This is a genomic window from Trichococcus alkaliphilus (genome assembly GCF_003008695.1).
GTDB lineage: Bacteria > Bacillota > Bacilli > Lactobacillales > Aerococcaceae > Trichococcus > Trichococcus alkaliphilus.
On the sequence record NZ_PXZT01000005.1, the window covers coordinates 38,865 to 55,748 of the forward strand.

General features: G+C 43.4%; 13 protein-coding genes. 6 read left to right on the forward strand and 7 right to left on the reverse strand.

Annotation, left to right across the window (positions count from 1 at the left end):
- Positions 1 to 2: 2 nt before the first annotated feature.
- The 3 genes from C7R73_RS05965 to C7R73_RS05975 all read right to left on the reverse strand — a co-directional run bounded on the left by C7R73_RS05965 (position 3) and on the right by C7R73_RS05975 (position 4,243).
- On the reverse strand, positions 3 to 1,352 hold the full coding sequence (locus C7R73_RS05965) for a PTS sugar transporter subunit IIC (protein ID WP_161525874.1): 1,350 nt from the start codon (positions 1,350 to 1,352) through the stop codon (positions 3 to 5).
- Positions 1,353 to 1,441: 89 nt separating this feature from the next.
- The gene (locus C7R73_RS05970) at positions 1,442 to 2,425 is read right to left on the reverse strand and encodes an AraC family transcriptional regulator (RefSeq protein ID WP_106449613.1); all 984 of its coding nucleotides are present in this window, start codon (positions 2,423 to 2,425) and stop codon (positions 1,442 to 1,444) included.
- A 297-nt stretch (positions 2,426 to 2,722) separates the two neighbouring features.
- Positions 2,723 to 4,243: a glycoside hydrolase family 1 protein gene (locus tag C7R73_RS05975; protein WP_106449614.1), complete on the reverse strand. Its 1,521-nt coding sequence runs from the start codon at positions 4,241 to 4,243 to the stop codon at positions 2,723 to 2,725.
- A 230-nt stretch (positions 4,244 to 4,473) separates the two neighbouring features.
- On the opposite strand from C7R73_RS05975, the gene C7R73_RS05980 reads away from it, so the two are divergent.
- The 4 genes from C7R73_RS05980 to C7R73_RS05995 all read left to right on the forward strand — a co-directional run bounded on the left by C7R73_RS05980 (position 4,474) and on the right by C7R73_RS05995 (position 8,608).
- Positions 4,474 to 5,085, forward strand: coding sequence for a DUF1349 domain-containing protein (locus C7R73_RS05980; protein ID WP_106449718.1), 612 nt, complete (start codon positions 4,474 to 4,476; stop codon positions 5,083 to 5,085).
- Between the two features lie 199 nt (positions 5,086 to 5,284).
- Complete coding sequence (locus tag C7R73_RS05985) at positions 5,285 to 6,148, forward strand: MurR/RpiR family transcriptional regulator (protein WP_106449615.1); 864 nt, start codon at positions 5,285 to 5,287, stop codon at positions 6,146 to 6,148.
- Between the two features lie 68 nt (positions 6,149 to 6,216).
- Positions 6,217 to 7,674, forward strand: coding sequence for a glycoside hydrolase family 1 protein (locus C7R73_RS05990; protein ID WP_106449616.1), 1,458 nt, complete (start codon positions 6,217 to 6,219; stop codon positions 7,672 to 7,674).
- Positions 7,675 to 8,089: 415 nt separating this feature from the next.
- Positions 8,090 to 8,608: a CarD family transcriptional regulator gene (locus tag C7R73_RS05995; protein WP_106449617.1), complete on the forward strand. Its 519-nt coding sequence runs from the start codon at positions 8,090 to 8,092 to the stop codon at positions 8,606 to 8,608.
- Positions 8,609 to 8,715: 107 nt separating this feature from the next.
- Here C7R73_RS05995 and C7R73_RS06000 read toward each other — a convergent pair whose 3' ends face one another.
- Together C7R73_RS06000 and C7R73_RS06005 are read right to left on the reverse strand one after the other, a co-directional pair.
- The gene (locus C7R73_RS06000) at positions 8,716 to 10,101 is read right to left on the reverse strand and encodes a PTS transporter subunit EIIC (protein WP_106449618.1); all 1,386 of its coding nucleotides are present in this window, start codon (positions 10,099 to 10,101) and stop codon (positions 8,716 to 8,718) included.
- Positions 10,101 to 11,465: a glycoside hydrolase family 32 protein gene (locus C7R73_RS06005; protein WP_275658092.1), complete on the reverse strand. Its 1,365-nt coding sequence runs from the start codon at positions 11,463 to 11,465 to the stop codon at positions 10,101 to 10,103. The genes C7R73_RS06000 and C7R73_RS06005 overlap by 1 nt, the downstream gene beginning before the upstream one ends.
- Positions 11,466 to 11,614: 149 nt before the next feature.
- Here C7R73_RS06005 and C7R73_RS06010 point away from each other — a divergent pair, with 149 nt between their 5' ends.
- Both C7R73_RS06010 and C7R73_RS06015 read left to right on the forward strand, forming a co-directional pair.
- On the forward strand, positions 11,615 to 12,475 hold the full coding sequence (locus C7R73_RS06010) for an AraC family transcriptional regulator (protein WP_106449619.1): 861 nt from the start codon (positions 11,615 to 11,617) through the stop codon (positions 12,473 to 12,475).
- Complete coding sequence (locus C7R73_RS06015; protein WP_106449620.1) at positions 12,472 to 14,664, forward strand: alpha-galactosidase; 2,193 nt, start codon at positions 12,472 to 12,474, stop codon at positions 14,662 to 14,664. The genes C7R73_RS06010 and C7R73_RS06015 overlap by 4 nt, the downstream gene beginning before the upstream one ends.
- Before the next feature lie 122 nt (positions 14,665 to 14,786).
- Here C7R73_RS06015 and C7R73_RS06020 read toward each other — a convergent pair whose 3' ends face one another.
- Both C7R73_RS06020 and C7R73_RS06025 read right to left on the reverse strand, forming a co-directional pair.
- On the reverse strand, positions 14,787 to 15,710 hold the full coding sequence (locus C7R73_RS06020) for an ROK family protein (RefSeq protein ID WP_106449621.1): 924 nt from the start codon (positions 15,708 to 15,710) through the stop codon (positions 14,787 to 14,789).
- Positions 15,707 to 16,870, reverse strand: coding sequence for a helix-turn-helix domain-containing protein (locus C7R73_RS06025; protein ID WP_106449622.1), 1,164 nt, complete (start codon positions 16,868 to 16,870; stop codon positions 15,707 to 15,709). Before C7R73_RS06025 ends, C7R73_RS06020 begins: the two co-directional genes overlap by 4 nt.
- Positions 16,871 to 16,884 lie beyond the last annotated feature (14 nt).

Sequence of the window (16,884 nt, forward strand, 5' to 3'; positions counted from 1 at the left end):
CATCAACCCTCATTGCTTTCAATATTGCTCATACTGAAGACTTCCTGATTTTGCGTGCTGTTCGTGCTTGCTGAACGCTCATTTGCCAAGGCTTGCTTATCCATCAGTTTGAAGAACGGATAATAGATTACCCCTGATAACGCAACGGCAAAAACTTGAAATACCGCGATTTTCCAGCCGCCCTGCATCAACCCGGAGAAGACGATCGGCGTGCTTGCCGGAATAAAAATACCCATCGGTGCAGGCATTAGGCCGGTAACAATCGCAGCATATCCTAAAACTAGCATGATGATTGGTGTGAAAATGAAAGGCACGAATACCAATGGGTTCAAAATGATCGGCATACCGAAGATCAGCGGTTCATTGATATTGAATACTCCCGGCAAAAGCACCAGCTTTGAGAACTTCTTGTACTGCTGACTTTTCGCAAAAAGAGCAATGACAATCACAAAGCCCAATGTCGAACCCGCTCCTCCTATCACTGTCAGATCATAAAGAGCGATATTGAAGATATGTGGAATCGGCAAACCTGCTTGGTAAGCTGCGACGTTGTCTTGGATATATCCCATCCAAATCGGCATCAGGATAGGCAATATCGTGTAAGAACCGTGAATGCCGAAGAACCAAAGCAATTGTGCGGCCAAAACCAGAATAATGAAGGCCGGAAGAGAACTGGTCAAATTCTGTAACGGTGTCTGCAGGCTCGCATAGACGAAATCAGTGGCAGAGCCAAAGCTGGTCAAAGAAAAGCCCCACCGTACCAACGCGAATAAAGTCAAGATAATAAAGGCCGGGATGATATCCAAAAACGCTTTAGCAACTTGCGGCGGCACATCTTCCCCCATCTTGATCGTCCAATTTTTATCGATCAAAATTTGATAGATTTTCGCTACCAACAGACCAGTGATGATCGCAGTGAAAGCGCCTCTCGATCCAAGGTAGGCTGTGTTCAAATAAATGATTGGTTGGAATGCCCCCTCTTCCATCACTTCTGTTAATGGAATCAGCATCAAGAAACTGACAAGCGCTAAGATAGCTGCATTCACCGCACCATCCTTTTTACCATAGATAATGGAGCCTTGGTATGCAACAAAGAATACCATGTAAAGGCCGATAGCGTTGATCGTCATTGCCGGTACAAAGGCGAAGAGAGTCGACAGTCCTGTAGCAGCCAGAAATTCCTGATAAGCGGGAATATTGATGGTGTTCAATAAAGAAAAAATCGCACCGACGATGATGATCGACATCAAGGTCATGCTTCCGCCACTGACTGCTCGGACTACCTTATTATTGGAAATCTTTGTGGCGACTGGAATAAACCGGTTTTCCATAAAATTGATAAAATGCTTCATGTTATAATTCCTCCTGTCTTTTGATAGTCTAATGATAACAAGCGCTTCCATCATAGATAATCACAAAAAAAAAGAGGAAATTCCTCTTTTCAAAGATTCGCTCGGAATTTCTGCGGCGTCTCGCCATGAAAATCCTTAAACTTCTTGTAAAAGAACGAGACGGAAGAATAGCCGATTTCCGAGACAATCTCTTCAATAGTCAGATCGGTGCTCGAAAGCAGCACGGTCGCAACCGCCATCTTTTGGAGCTGAAGCAACTCCATGTAGCTTTTGCCAATTTCGTTCTTCAGTCGATTTGATAGGTAATTCGGATGGTAATTGAAATGCGCCGCCATCTTGTTCAGGCTGTCGTGCTGGTAATTTCGTTCGATGTACTGAAGGAAATCGATGGTCGTATATTTGTCGGCTGCTTTGTTCTCAGGTTTCGTGACTTTTTCGATGAAATGCCCTCGGATCAGCTCGATGAAGAACAAAGCCATGCAGGAATCGATGATTTCTTCTGAAAACTCCCGTAGATTATAGTATTCCAACAAAATCCTATCCAGCAGATGTACCGGTTCGTCCTGCTTTTTGGTCAGGAACATCAGATAGCTCTTCTCAAACTTCTTGTTCTTGATCGACTGCAGCATAAAATGTGTGATCAGGCTGTTCTTCGACAGACGGTTCAACAGATGTTTGGTCAGATAATCTTTTTTGATGACCAAATTCAAAATGATATTGCCCTTTTTTACCTCTTCCACGCGATGGCAGGTCCTCTTATCAATAATCAAGAGGTTTCCTTCGTTCAAAGAAATCCTTTCATCCACGAGCAATACTTCACAGGAACCTTTGTAGGCATACATGATTTCCATATAATCATGGAAATGCCAAGGCACAAACGATCCATAAGCTTGTTGTGAAACATTGAGACTATCATTCACTTGGTCAAGCGTGCGATCCATATTGAAGCGGAAACGGTAAATCTCTACGCCATCGACGACTTCCTTGTCATCAAAAGCGATATGCTTGATTTCTTTCCACGAAACCATCTTTTGGCGATTTTCAAAAAAAGTATCCAGGTTTTCAACTTTCATCAGCTGCACTCTCCATGAATTATATGTGTTACTGGAATCATATGGTCTAATGAGCCTATTATTGATTCCGTGTTTGTATAGTCGTTCTCCTTATTGTATATCAAAACCAGTAAGTGTCCACTTCGGGGATATTCATTTTAATGTCATGCAAATAAATCCGTCTTTCCGATCGGTCCGATTCGAGGCGAAATTGCCGAATACATCACGTACATTCGACAATTCACTCCACAAAATCCACCACCAACACAAAAAAAACTCTCCCACCAGTCGGTAGAAGAGCTTCTTTGTGTTCAGTAATTATAACTTGCTGCCGTTCGAAGCAATCACTGATTTGTACCAGTAGAATGAGTCTTTCTTGATCCGGTTGAATGTCCCTTTGCCGGCGTCATCAAGATCGACATAGACAAAGCCGTAACGCTTCTTCATTTCGCCTGTGCCTGCCGAAACAAGATCGATGCAGCCCCATGGCATGTACCCAATCAAATCAACGCCATCGATTGTGACCGCATCCCGCATCGCCGAAATATGGTCACGCAAATAAGCGATTCTGTAGTCGTCATGGATTTCGCCATTTTCGATCGTGTCGATGTTACCCATCCCGTTTTCAACGCACATCAATGGTTTCTGGTAGCGGTCATACAATTCGTTCAGGACAAAACGGAAGCCTTTCGCATCGATCGGCCAGCCCCACGACGTTTTTTCTAGGTACGGATTCGCTTGTCCTTGCTGGCCGCCGGTTGTCGTGGTGATGTCGGAGTTTCTGTCGTATACCGTTGTCCGGTAGTAACTGAACGCAAGGTAGTCGGATGGGTGATTTCTCAATATTTCTTCGTCGCCATCCTCAAATTTCAGTTCAAAATCATATTCATCAAAAATGCTCTTCGCATAAGCCGGATAATAGCCCCGCATCATCACATCCGAGAACAACAACGCTCTCCGTCTGAACAGATATGCACCGAAGACATCGTCTGGATGGCACGTATTCGGATAAATGCCGGACAGGGCCAACATGGTTCCGATCTTAACGTCAGGGATCATTTCATGGGCCAGTTTGTTCGCATAACTGCTTGCCACCATCAGATGATGCAAAGCCTGGTATTTGCCCGCTGCTTCCTCCGGCAAATATTTGGTTGGAAGGATCGGACCCTTCGTCTCCGTTTTAGCGTCATCTTTTTTATAGGTTCCCAAGGTCCAGAAACCGCCCAGAACATTGATTTCGTTGACTGTAATCCAATATTTCACCTTGGATTTGTATCGGTTGAACAGCACTTCACTGTAGCGAAGATAGAAATCGATCATTTTCCGGTTTGCCCAGCCGCCGTATTTCTTTGCCAACCCCACTGGCATATCAAAGTGAAGGATGGTGACGATCGGCTCGATGCCATGCTTCAAGCACTCGTCGAACACATTATCATAAAATTGCAGCCCTTCTTCGTTCGGCTCCTCCTCGTCGCCGTTCGGAAAAATTCGCGTCCAGGAGATCGCCAGCCGGTAACTGTTGAACCCCATCTCCGCCATCAGCCCGATATCCTCTTTGTAATGGTGGTAGAAATCGGTTGCGTTGTGGCTTGGGTAATACTCGCCCTCTTTCAGGATCGGCTCCGCCCCCAGTGGCAACGACTCCCCTAAAGTAATGTGATCCATTTTCCCATTGGCATCGGTAAAGTATATTTTTCTGGAAGATGTATGGCTTCCGGCCGTAATCAGGTCCGAAGCGGCCAATCCTCTGCCACCTTCAGCAAAACCGCCTTCGTATTGGTTCGCGGCGGTTGCGCCACCCCATAAAAATGTTTCTGGAAATGCTTTGTTCACTGTCATTACCACCTTTGTCATTTGTGTCTAAACACTTATATCTGCTTCCATTATTGATTTTCTGACAAAAAAAGTAAATGCTTTCGGCAGCTATTGGCATGCCGTTGCATCTTTTCTTTTTTAACGGGCATTTGTTGAAACATAATTTCATCATTTGGCTCTGTTTTATTTAACTTTTGATTTAGGGTATAATTTAAGTATAAACAGTTGCGGAGGTTTGATACGTGAGGAAAAATATGGAATTTAATATTAACGATTTAAAATGGATAAGAGAACCTAAAAACTATAGTATTACTGAAAATAAAATAGAAATTATTACAGAACCTCATACTGATTTATGGCAAAGAACATATTATAATTTTAGGAATGATAATGCTCCTGTTTTGCAAATTAATACTGATGAAAAATACTTTTCTTTTATAGTAAAAACTGAATTTGAAAGCAATCATCGTTTTGACCAATGTGGAGTAGTTATGTATTTAGATAGTGAAAATTGGTTTAAATGTTCTATTGAATATGAAAATGAAGATTTTCAACATTTAGGAAGTGTTGTTACGAATAATGGCTATTCTGATTGGGCTACTACAGTTATTGATGCATCTATTAAATCTATGTGGTATAGATTTAGTCGAAGAGAGGATGATTATTGTATAGAATCATCGATTGATGGAATTAATTATAGTCAGATGCGTATATTTCATATATGGAAAGGTAATGGTGCTATTCAATTTGGTATTTATGCTTGTAGTCCAGAAAATTCATCGTTTAAAGCAATATTTACAAATATGGAGATAACAGATTGTAAATGGCTAGCTCATGATGGGCAATCTTCAGATGGAAATGTATAGGGAAAAATTTAAATTTGATAATTAGATTATTATGAACATTTTTAATATATTACGAACTAAAGACCAGTGAAAATTTCACTGGTCTTTTAAATTTATCATATATCATCAACATTATTTTAAGACAGAGCCCATCATTTAAATCGACAAATGGTATAATTGGGGCAAAACGGGGGTGATATTTCTGAACCTAATCAGCAGGATGAACCAAAGCCATTTTTTCTCGAACTCGGAGAACAGCATCATCCGTTTTCTGCTTGAAAATCCGGACGACCTGAAAAATGCCACAACCAAAGATCTTGCCGCGAAAACCTTCACGAGCCCGTCAACCATCGTGCGTCTAGCCCAAAAATTGGGCTTTCAAGGCTACAATGATTTCAAAATAGAATTCCTGGCCGCTGTCCAACAGATCGACAGTCCACTGGTTTCGATCGATGCCAATTTTCCGTTCAAAAAAGCAGACGGTATCACCGAAATTTCCTCAAATCTATCCCAGCTTTTCGTGGATGCGGTCAAGGAAACCAATTCCTTGGTGGATGAAGATACATACGATCAAGCCATTGATCTGCTCGACCAAGCGACCTTCATCGACATTTATGGCGTCGGATCAAACCAGCATTTGGCCTATAATTTCACGCTCGATATGCGGCGCATCAACAAAGAAGTCACGACCTCCACCAGCCAACAGGAGCAGCTCATCAAGGCCGCCACCTCGAACAAAGACAGGGTCGCTCTAATCATTTCCTACACAGGCGAAACAAAAGACATCCTCGAAATCTGTCAGCTGCTGAAAGCTACAGAGACGCCGATGATCTGCATCTCCAGTGTCGGGAACAACAGCATCAGCGATTTGTGCGACATCGTTTTGAACATAGCCACTTGGGAAAAAATGTTCTCAAAAATCAGCACCTTCTCTTCCAGCGTGTCCACGCTGCTGGTGTTGGATATTCTGTATGCTGCCCTGTTCGCGCGAAACTATGATAAAAATAAGGAACGCTTACTTCAGGTAAAGGCGAACACCACCGGTTTCCGATCCAAAATCCAGCCTCTAATAGAGGATGCTTAGCTTCAAATAGTTTTCTTATTCCTTCCGGTATTTAAAATACAAATTTATATAAAAGGAGTGTTTTGATTATGATGCAAGGAAACAAAAATGCTTTTCCGAAGGATTTCCTGTGGGGCAGCGCTTCGGCAGCTTATCAGGTGGAAGGCGCTTGGGACGAGGACGGCAAAGGTCCATCGATCTGGGATGAATTCGTGAAAGTGCCCGGCACCACCTACAAAAACACAAACGGTGATGTTGCGGTCGACCATTACCATCATCTTGAGGAAGATGTCCGCTTGATGGCGGAAATGGGCCTGAAAACCTATCGTTTCTCGATTGCCTGGGCACGTATTTTCCCTACCTCCATGGATGAAGTGAACCAAAAGGGCCTTAATTTCTACCATAAACTGATCGACCTGTGCCTGGAAAACAATGTCGAGCCGATGGTGACAATCTATCACTGGGATCTGCCGCTGTTCCTGCAGGAAAAATACCGAGGTTGGGAAAGCAGGGAGATCATTGCCGACTTCAAAAAATACGCAGTTACCTTGTTCGAGGCGTACGGCAGCAAAGTGAAATACTGGATCACGATCAATGAACAGAACATCTTCACGCGGATGGGCTGGATGACGGCGCAGCACCCGCCGAAAATGAGCGGCGAAGAAAAACTCTATTACCAAGTTAACCATAACGTGTTCTTGGCGCATGCCGAAGCCGTGCTCGCCTTCCAGGATCTGGTTCCGGACGGCATGATCGGCGCAAGTTTCGCCCTGCATCCGAGCTACGCCATCGACTGCAAACCGGAAAATGTCGTCGCCAAGATGGATTACGATGACCTGAAGAACTATTGGTGGATGGATGTTTACGCTTATGGGCGCTATCCGAAAGCTGCCATGAAGTATCTCCAGACCAAAGGCGTGGCGCCTGAATTTGAAGCTGGCGATGCGGAATTGTTGGCGGAAGCCGCCAAGCACGTCGACTTCATGGGCGTCAACTATTACCGAAGCGATACGGTCGAGTACAACCCATTGGATGGCGTCGACAGTAGCGGCGTGTTCAATACGACCGGCGAAAAAGGTTCCATGACTGTCCCTGGCGTTCCCGGCTTGTACAAGAATCCGCTGAACCCTAATTTGCCGACGACCGATTGGGATTGGACAATCGATCCGATCGGCATCCGTATCGGTTGCCGCGACATCACCAGCCGCTACGACCTGCCGATCATCATTTCCGAAAACGGGCTCGGCGCTTTCGACACGCTCGAAGAGGACGGCAGCATCCATGACCCGTACCGCATCGCCTATCTGGCGGAGCACCTCAAGGAGATCAAACTGGCGATCGAAGAAGGCTCGGAAGTGCTCGCCTACTGCACATGGTCATTCACCGATTTGCTCAGCTGGCTGAACGGCTACCAAAAACGCTACGGCTTCGTCTACGTCGACCAGTACGAAGAAGCCGTCGAACCTTCGCTCAAGCGTTACAAGAAAGACAGTTATTTCTGGTACAAGGATGTCATCGCCAGCGATGGAAAAAAGTTGTTCGAGTGACATTCCCTCATTGTAAAAAATCCTAGAATAGCGCAAAATACCCGATGAGAACCTCTTCACCGCGTATTTTGCTGTGCTTTGTCATCTCTTTCCCGGTGAACTTAGCTTCACCGGGAAAGAGATCCTATTCTGCTGGCCGAATCCCGGTGAACGGACTCTCACCGGGAATTCCGGTCCAATTTTTTCGAAAAAATCTGTGAGCAAAACTTGATCGTGGATTTCCTTTTATTTTCTTTTTGAACAGCATTTTACAATGAAAGCCATATATCAAAAACTTTATTTGAAATCGCCTCTTACAAAAACAGTCAAAATTTGGTATAATATCTATACAACGTGTAGTTTTGACAAACGTAAGTCCTGTTGTCAAATATCTGCGCGCTTTTTTGTTGCTTTTGGAAGAGATATGGAGGATTAAATGTACAAAGTAAATGATTTGATAGTATATGGTAACGAAGGGGTCTGCAAAGTCGAAGCGATCGAAGTTATGAATGTCACGGCTGTCGCAAATGATCGTCTATATTATGTTTTGAAGCCACTGTATCGTAACGGAACAGTATTCACACCCGTTGATACGAAGGTATTTATGCGTCCTGTTATTTCGGCTGATGACGCGCAAGAAATAATCGAACAGATTCCGTCAATCGAAACGGATATCCTATACAGCAGTGCAAATCTGCTTTCCGAACATTATGATAAAGCCATGGAACGTCATGATTGCAAATACCTGATCCAAGTGATCAAAACAGTTTACCTCAAGAACCAAATCGCAGCCACAAAAAATAAAAAGGTTTCTGAAACCGACAGACGCTACATGAAAAAAGCCGAAGAAATGCTTTACGGCGAATTCGCTGTCGTGTTGGAAATGCCAAAAAACGACGTGAAAGCTTACGTCGAAGAAAAAGTTGCGGCAATTGAATTGAGTTTAATCAAATAAAACACGTCAAATGAAAAACAGAAATCCGGATAAGGGATTTCTGTTTTTTTTTTGCTCTCACACTCGTTATTCAGTTCAGAAGATTTTCAGCCATCAATAAGCTGTTTTTAGAACGTATCATCTTTCTTGTAGCCAAAAAACCAAGTTAATGCAAAGGAGACACTGAACGCTACGAGGTTGACAAGTATATAGAATGGCAATTGTTCATTTAAATACAGTAAAGTTCCAGGGATTCCTGTCAATGCCATTCCGGTTGCGCGCAGATTCAATAGCGAAGCCAGGAATCCACCCACACCACCGCCTATCATCGACATCACAAACGGTTTTACCAGTCGTAAGGTCACCCCGAAGACAGCTGGCTCAGTAATCCCCAATGCCGCGGAAAAAGCTGATGGATAAGCAATTTGTTTAATTTTTGGGGAGGTTGCCTTGATTGCAACAGCCAAAACCGCACCAGCCTGTGCTATATTCCCACAAGTTCCGATAGGATTGAGCATGTTCCAGCCAGTTTGACTCAACATACTTATTTCCAGGAAATTCAGAATATGATGGATACCGAAAATGCCAAGCAGTTGTCCAAAGCTCCCGTAAATCAATCCGCCAATACCAAACGGAAGCGTCAGCAAGGATTCAACTATATGCAGTACGCCCAATTCGACCTCATGGAATATCGGTCCAATGATGAATAGCGCAACAATCAATCCAAGAAGCAAGGTCAAAAACGGGGTAAGAATTAAGTCCAAAGAATCCGGAATTTTCCGCTTCAATGCACGTTCAATTTTTGAACCGATGATGCCCGTGACAAAGGCCGGCAATACCGATCCCTGATACCCGACAACTTTGATGAAACCGAAAAACACTAAAGGCTCAGCTGCTTGTTGTCCTACCGCATAAGCATTCGGCAGTACGGAACTGACTAACATCAAACCGAGAACGATCCCCAATATGGGCGTTCCCCCGAATATTCTGAACGTCGACCAGGCCACCAAAGCAGGCAGAAAGGCGAAGGCCGTATCCGTCAAAATTTGTGTGAACAATAAAAATTGCTGCGGAATATCGCTAGGACTTAAGCCGATAAGGCCCAAAATTGCTTCCTGTGTCACTAATCCTCTGAGACCCATAAACAATCCTGTCGCTACCAATACAGGGATGATCGGGACAAAAACATCACCAAAAATCCGAATAGCACCTTGAAGAGTCATTTTTTGATCTTCTTGCGAATCAGCAGACGCCTGACTTCCAGTGTTTTCAACCATTGGCGCAAATTCATCATAAACCTTGTTCACAAGCCCGGTCCCCAGGATGATCTGATATTGCCCAGAATTATAAAAACTACCTTTGACTTTTTCGAGGGACTCAATCCCTTCTACATTGATTTCCTCTTTGTCGTTTGTTATGATGCGAAGTCTCGTTGCACAATGCGCAACCGACTTCACATTTTTTCTTCCCCCAACAAGTGCCAATATTTTTTCTGCAAGTTCTTTGTTATTCATTAGACTTCCTCCTTATACGAATAATAATCGATTGAGCCATTTTCTTGTAGACCCTTATAAAAAATATCGCGCTGTTCTTCTTCACAAAAGTAACGCATGGAGAATACTTTTTCACCTTTATTCATAAAAATTTCCATAGCTGACGAATCGTTGAATATTTGAATTTCAAATAGTTTGGGAATGTGCAGCTCCTTTTGTTCACGTTGGCCGGAAACCCAGTTTATGCGACTTATGACCAATTTGGATCTGCCATCAAAATAGATGACAGTATTCCCATTATTCATGGATATTTCTAATGGGGTCGTTTGATTGACGAGTTGTACATGCAATTCATAGGAACCGCTGTCAGAAAGAAAGGCAGCACTGGTTTCGGTTAACGTATTTCGTTTCTTCCTCAGCATTTTCAACTCTTCCAACGGCCGTTGATAAAGACGATCATTTTCCCAAAATAGTTCTCTTGGGATCGTAAGGCAATGCAAGTAATTGAAAGCAGCTGTTGGACAGTCCTTTTCTTCTGCATCATTCATGCGGGACATCCATCCGACCAGAATTCTTCTGTTTTTTTCATCAATAAAAGACTGCGGAGCGTAAAAATCAAAACCTTCATCTATCAAAATAATATCGCTCTCTGGGCGAAAACGCTTGTTATTTTTTTCAAAAGTTCCAACAAGATAGCCTGCATAGCTGGAAATGTTCTCGTTTCCATTTAATAGCGAAGTTCTTTTTTGGGGACAAACCACCAGAATTTCAGCATCGCCCAATTGGAAGTAATCTGGACATTCGCACATCTGATCCAGCGTTTGTTCCGAATAGAAAGCCCCTTCATATTTCCATTCTTCTAAATCAGTTGAGCTGAACAAATTGATGGCACCAACTTGTTCAATTGTCTGCGCTCCTACAATCATCCACCACTTTCCATCCGACTGCCACACTTTTGGGTCTCTGTGATGCTCTGTAAAACCATTTGGCGTTTCAATTACCTTTTCGCTCTTGATGAACGTACAGCCATTCGAGGAACAGGCCATTCTTTGATAGTTTTTTCGCGTTCCGTTGTTCTTCGTGTTGCCGGTATAGAAAACATACAGCTTGTTGTCATGTTCAATGGCGCTTCCGGAATAGACGCCATCGCTGTCTTCCTTGCTGTCGGGCAGTAGTGCTGAACCCAAATGATCCCAATTGTTCAAATCCGACGAAGTAAATGCTCCCCATTCCTTGTAGCTGTGATCCAAACCAAACCTATTCCATTGATGGAAAAAATAATATCTCCCTTGAAATTGAATAAGCCCATTCGGATCGTTCAAGAGTCCTCGATCAGGTTCCAGATGAAAGAGATTCCGATATGGATTTTCCTTAATGATAATCACTCCTCTAATCAAATTAACAAACTGAAATTATGCGCTTTCATTCGTTCTTGTTAGATACATAATACCAGAGCTTGTCTCAAATAGAATATGGAAAAAATACAGAGGTATATGGAAAATTCTAATATCAAGATAGCCATCGAGAGGGATGCATGTATAATGAAACCATGGATAAAAATAATAGAGAGTACACCGATAAGTTCACAGATTTTTCAAAAAAGAGCATCTCGGATTTCATTCTTTACAACAGTGGGATTGAATATTGTGAAGCTGGGTACAGCTACGGGCCAAAGCGCAGAGATTATCACTTTATTCATTTTGTTAAGGAGGGCAACGGCTCACTGGAAATTAATGATAAAAGGTTTGAGGTTCATGAGAATCAACTCTTTATTGTCCCAGCAGGCGAAATTTCGACCTATACTGCCTCAATGGATTCACCGTGGAAATATTCCTGGATAGGTTTCCTGGGGATTCAATCGCATAATTATGTCCAAATGCTTATGCAGTCAAGCGAAGAACATTTTGTTCTGGACTGTGCGGATGCAGAATTGTATGAAACCAAAATTATGAAGATTATCGACATGTCCAACGATGACAGCACAGCTTCTTTCTTAAAGATCAATGGGGTTATGTATGACATCATCGGAACCCTGCTTGAAGAGTGCATCAAACATTCGAACACTACCTACTCTTCATCGGTTTCATCGAAAGCGGTAAGATATATGGATTTGCATTACCATGACGATATACACATCTCCGATATCGCAGACTTTGCAGGCATTCATCCCAGCTATTTAGCCGGAATCTTCAAATCCGAAATGGGCATAAGTCCAAAAAAATACTTAACCAATCTAAAAATCAACAAAGCAAAAGAGTTACTGATAGCTACGGATGATCCCATCAATATCATTGGAAGCTCCGTAGGTTTCAGCGATGCACTTTCATTCTCAAAATTCTTCAGAAAAGAAACAAGCCTATCACCATCTCAATATCGAAAGGATTACAAAAAATGAATAAACAGATGATTGTATACGATGAACAAAGGCAAGTCTTCCATCTTATGAACGACAACATAAGCTATGTCTTTGAGATCGTTGAGGATACTTATTTGGCGCATCGCCACTGGGGAAAAAGAATTGAATCCTATTCGTTTTCGAATAAGCCGACATTAAAAAAACGGACATTTGCCGCTATAAATATTCCCGAGCGTCCTGAATTCTCCCTTGAGTATGTACCTCTGGAAGTCAGTTTCCCTAACCAAGGTGATTATCGTGAGCCTTCCGTGCAGATAAGAATGAGCAATGGCTATACCGTAAGCCGCTTTTCCTATGAGAAATTTGAAATTTCTGATGAGGCACCTCATTTCACTGCCTTTCCTCATGCAAGAGACATACCCGAATCAGATTCTCAGACACTGATCATTCATTTAGTCGATCCTATTTCAAGCATCCGCTTGTTGCTGTTTTATACGATTTTTGAGGATGCAGACGTCATCATCCGGTCAAGCAAAATCATCAACGAGAGCAATTCCGGTGTGCAGATCGAAAAACTGTCCAGTGCCTCAGTTGATATGCGTTACGATGGTCAGATGAGCACCACTTTTTATGGCACACACCAAAAAGAGTATCAATTGAACCGTCAACCCATCAGCCATGGGAAGTTTTCCGTCGGCAGCAACCGCGGCGCAAGCGGACCTCAATACCCGCCCTATCTCTCGATTTCTAAGGATGCCACAGAATTTGCCGGTGACGTATACGCAATGACTTTGATCTATAGCGGCAACCATCTGAGTAATCTTGAAAGGGATCAGTATAATCATTTGCGCTTACAGATCGGGTTGAACCCGGATACGTTCGCATGGCAACTTGATCCGGGTGAATCCTTTCAGAGCCCTCAAGCTGTGTTGAGTTATAGCGACAAAGGCTACAATGGAAATTCGAATGCGTTCCATCGGTTTTTCAATAATCATTTGATCCCCCAAAAATGGGTCAACAAATCGCGTCCAATTCTGGTGAACAGCTGGGAAATGAGTTACTTCAACGTTTCAGAAAAAATAATGAAAGATCTTATCGATTCAGCAAAGGAAATGGGCTTTGAGGCTGTCGTACTCGATGACGGATGGTTCGGGGAACGGAACAGCAGCAAGACTTCTCTTGGCGACTGGCAAGTAGATGCAAATAAATTCCCGAACGGCATCAAGCCCCTCGTTGATTATGCAAAGGAACGGGATCTGCAATTCGGTATTTGGTTCGAACCGGAAATGATCTCCCCAAACAGCGATCTGATCCAGAACCATCCGGATTGGGTCATGCGCACTGCGGAATACGAACCCATTCTTGGAAGGAGTCAATACATTCTGGACCTAACCAAGGAAGAAGTCCAGACGTTCATTATCGACCTCCTCACCCGAAGCATCACAGACTTCGGTGTCAGCTATATCAAATGGGACATGAACCGCCATATAACGGAACCAGCTTCGAACTTGATGAATAAATCTCAGGCGAACGAGTACTCGCATCGTTACATGATGGGGCTATACAGCATACTCGATGCGATAACAACGCTTTTCCCTGAAGTGCTTTTTGAGAATTGCTCAAGCGGCGGCGGGAGATTAGATCCGGGGATGTTGTACTTCATGCCCCAAACTTGGGCCAGCGATAACACCGATGGATTGGACAGACAGCGGATCCAATACGGCGCTTCCTATCTTGTTTCGCCTTATTCTTTGACAGGTCATGTTTCATCCGTTCCGAATCATCAAACGGGACGCATGACAGATTTTGAAACGAGGAAACATCTCGCCTCCTCTACGAATATGGGATACGAAATGGATATCATGCAGCTTAGAGACCACGAGAAAGCTGTCATCAAAACCCATGTTGAACAGTATAAGGCGGATAGGGATTTCTTGATGGCAAGCGAATTTTATCGATTGGAATCACCCTTTGACACCAACCGCTGCACCTGGATGTTCACTGATACTGCGAGGGAAAAAATCATTGTTTATCTCTTCCGCAATACATTTGACGTATCAGAGTTGTCTTTGCTGATTAAGCTTCCCTTTATTGACTTGAAAGCAAACTACGTCGAGGTCAACAGCCAGAAACAGTATTCAGGCTCAGAACTCGCTAATTGCGGTATTGCATTGGAGAATCCGATAGGAGATTATGTAGCCGTAAGATTAGATTTTGAAAAATGCTAAACCTGATTAACCTCGTTTAACCAGGCCGAACAAACGAAAATAACCTCCGCGGAGAGCAGTGATGCTTACTCCTTGGAGGTTATTTCTATTTTTACATTTCACGATTTATTAGTTATGTCTGATTAAAAGGCTGACAAGACCATTTCTTCATCCGCATTCAGCAACAGCTGGTACAACGCCCCTAAAAGATTCGCATCATTCAGGAAGCGGCAGCCGTCGATTTCAACTTCCGTCAAGGTGTTCGCCACGAAGGGCAGCCCGGCGCGGATGGCGTGGTATTGTTTCCGAATTTCTTCGATAACGATCGGTTGGGCGCTGATCCCGCCGCCGATGACGATCTTCTCGAGGTCAAGGATGGCTTGGATGTTGCAGATCATGTAGGCGACCTCTCTGGCGAAGGCTTCGAAAATCGGATAGACGCTCGGGTCTTTTTGATTGATTGCTTCGAAAGCAACCGCGCCGTCCTTCGTGTCCTCGGTCCCTAGTTCCAGATTCACCTTCTTGACGAGTCCGACAGCCGAACCGGTCATGCCATACATATCCTCAAAGGATGGCTTGCCGGACTGCTTCATCATGAAGCTCAATTCACCGGCCTGGAAATTCTTGCCCTGATAGAGTTTCCCATCAAGGATCAACCCGCCGCCGATGCCGGTCCCGAGCACAAGTGCCAGTCCGTTCTCGATGCCAGTAAGATTTCCGAGCCACAGTTCGGACAAAGCAGCAGCCTTACCGTCATTGATGACGGAAACCGGCACATCAAATTTAGGCTGGAATTCCTCGATAAAAGAAATGCCGTCCAAGAATGGCAATGCTCCGCCAAAGGAAATCATGCCCGTATCGGTATCAACTTTCCCAGGGCAACAGAAGGCGATACCGCGAATCTCATCCCGCACCAGTTCGATTTCATTTTCCAAGGTGGCGATGAATGCGCCGTATTCATGCGGCGTCCGGACCTGCTTCTTGGACTGGATCTGGCCGGAATGATCGATCAGAGCCAATTTGATGTTCGTGCCGCCGATATCGATGCTTAAGTAGTTTGATTTCAATGCTCATTCTGTCCCTTCTTTATGCCATGTTTCAGACGAAATCTATTGGGAGTTATTTGATATTTCCTTTTGAAGATATTTCCGAAATGGCTTTGGCTGGAGAATGCCAAAAAGTTAGCGATTTCATCAATTGTGTAAGTCGAGTAAAGCAATAAATTCTCAGCCATCTTCAATTTTTCTTCGACAACAAATTCATGGATTGTCATCTCTGTTTCCTTTTTAAAAATAGTCGATAGATACGCTGGGGTTGTATTCAGTTCTCTGGCAATTTCTTCAGCAACAATTTTCTCATGCATTTTTTTCAGGATGAGATTTTTTGTCCGAAAAACGAGAGGATTTTCTACTTTTATATCTTTCAACTCTGATACCAGCTTCGTAAAGAAAATTTCGGCTCCACGTACAATATTATATACTTCATTTTGCGTTTTCGCTTCATCAACTTTCAAAATATAGCTGTCGCTCAACAAAAAGGCCTGCTCTGAATGGACGCCGCCTTCAATAGCCGATCTTGTGGAGATTGCTAACACAACAATTCCAAGATTTTTTACAGACCGTAATTCATCATTCGATAAAGTAGCCAATCTGCCAGCGTAGCTCTCCTGGAAACTTAGCATCAATTTATCATGATTGCCTTCACGGATACTAGCTTGTTCACGTTGTTCCTGGTCATAAGGATTGTGCAGTTCTCCCATTTCTTGATACTGAAATGCGGTTTCGCCAATTTTCTGGGAAATTGCTTCCTGAATAGAATTTTCATCCAAGGATGATGAAAGAATTTCGAATACGGAAAGTTTTCGATCATAAAGATAGTCATAAAAAAAGGATATGGCTTCACAAATCGTTTCCAGATCAGCATATGAATGCCTTTGGATCATCTGTTTGGCATGAGGCACCTTCACTCTTCCAAAAATAAAATAGCTGGATAATTTCTCGACATAGAGAACCGCCGTCAATAATGAACCTTTGTCAGAAACAACTACAGGCAGATTCTTTTTATTCAGCTCATCATATATTTCCAAAGCAGGACTATCTTCTTCCAAGGAACTAGGGATCGCGTTAAAATCGCCAAACACATGTTTCAGCCTGCGGGTACTATCATATTCACGAATCGGTACTTTAATAATTTTTGCCAAATGTTCGCACATGCTCTGATAATCCACGAATCCCGCCTCCT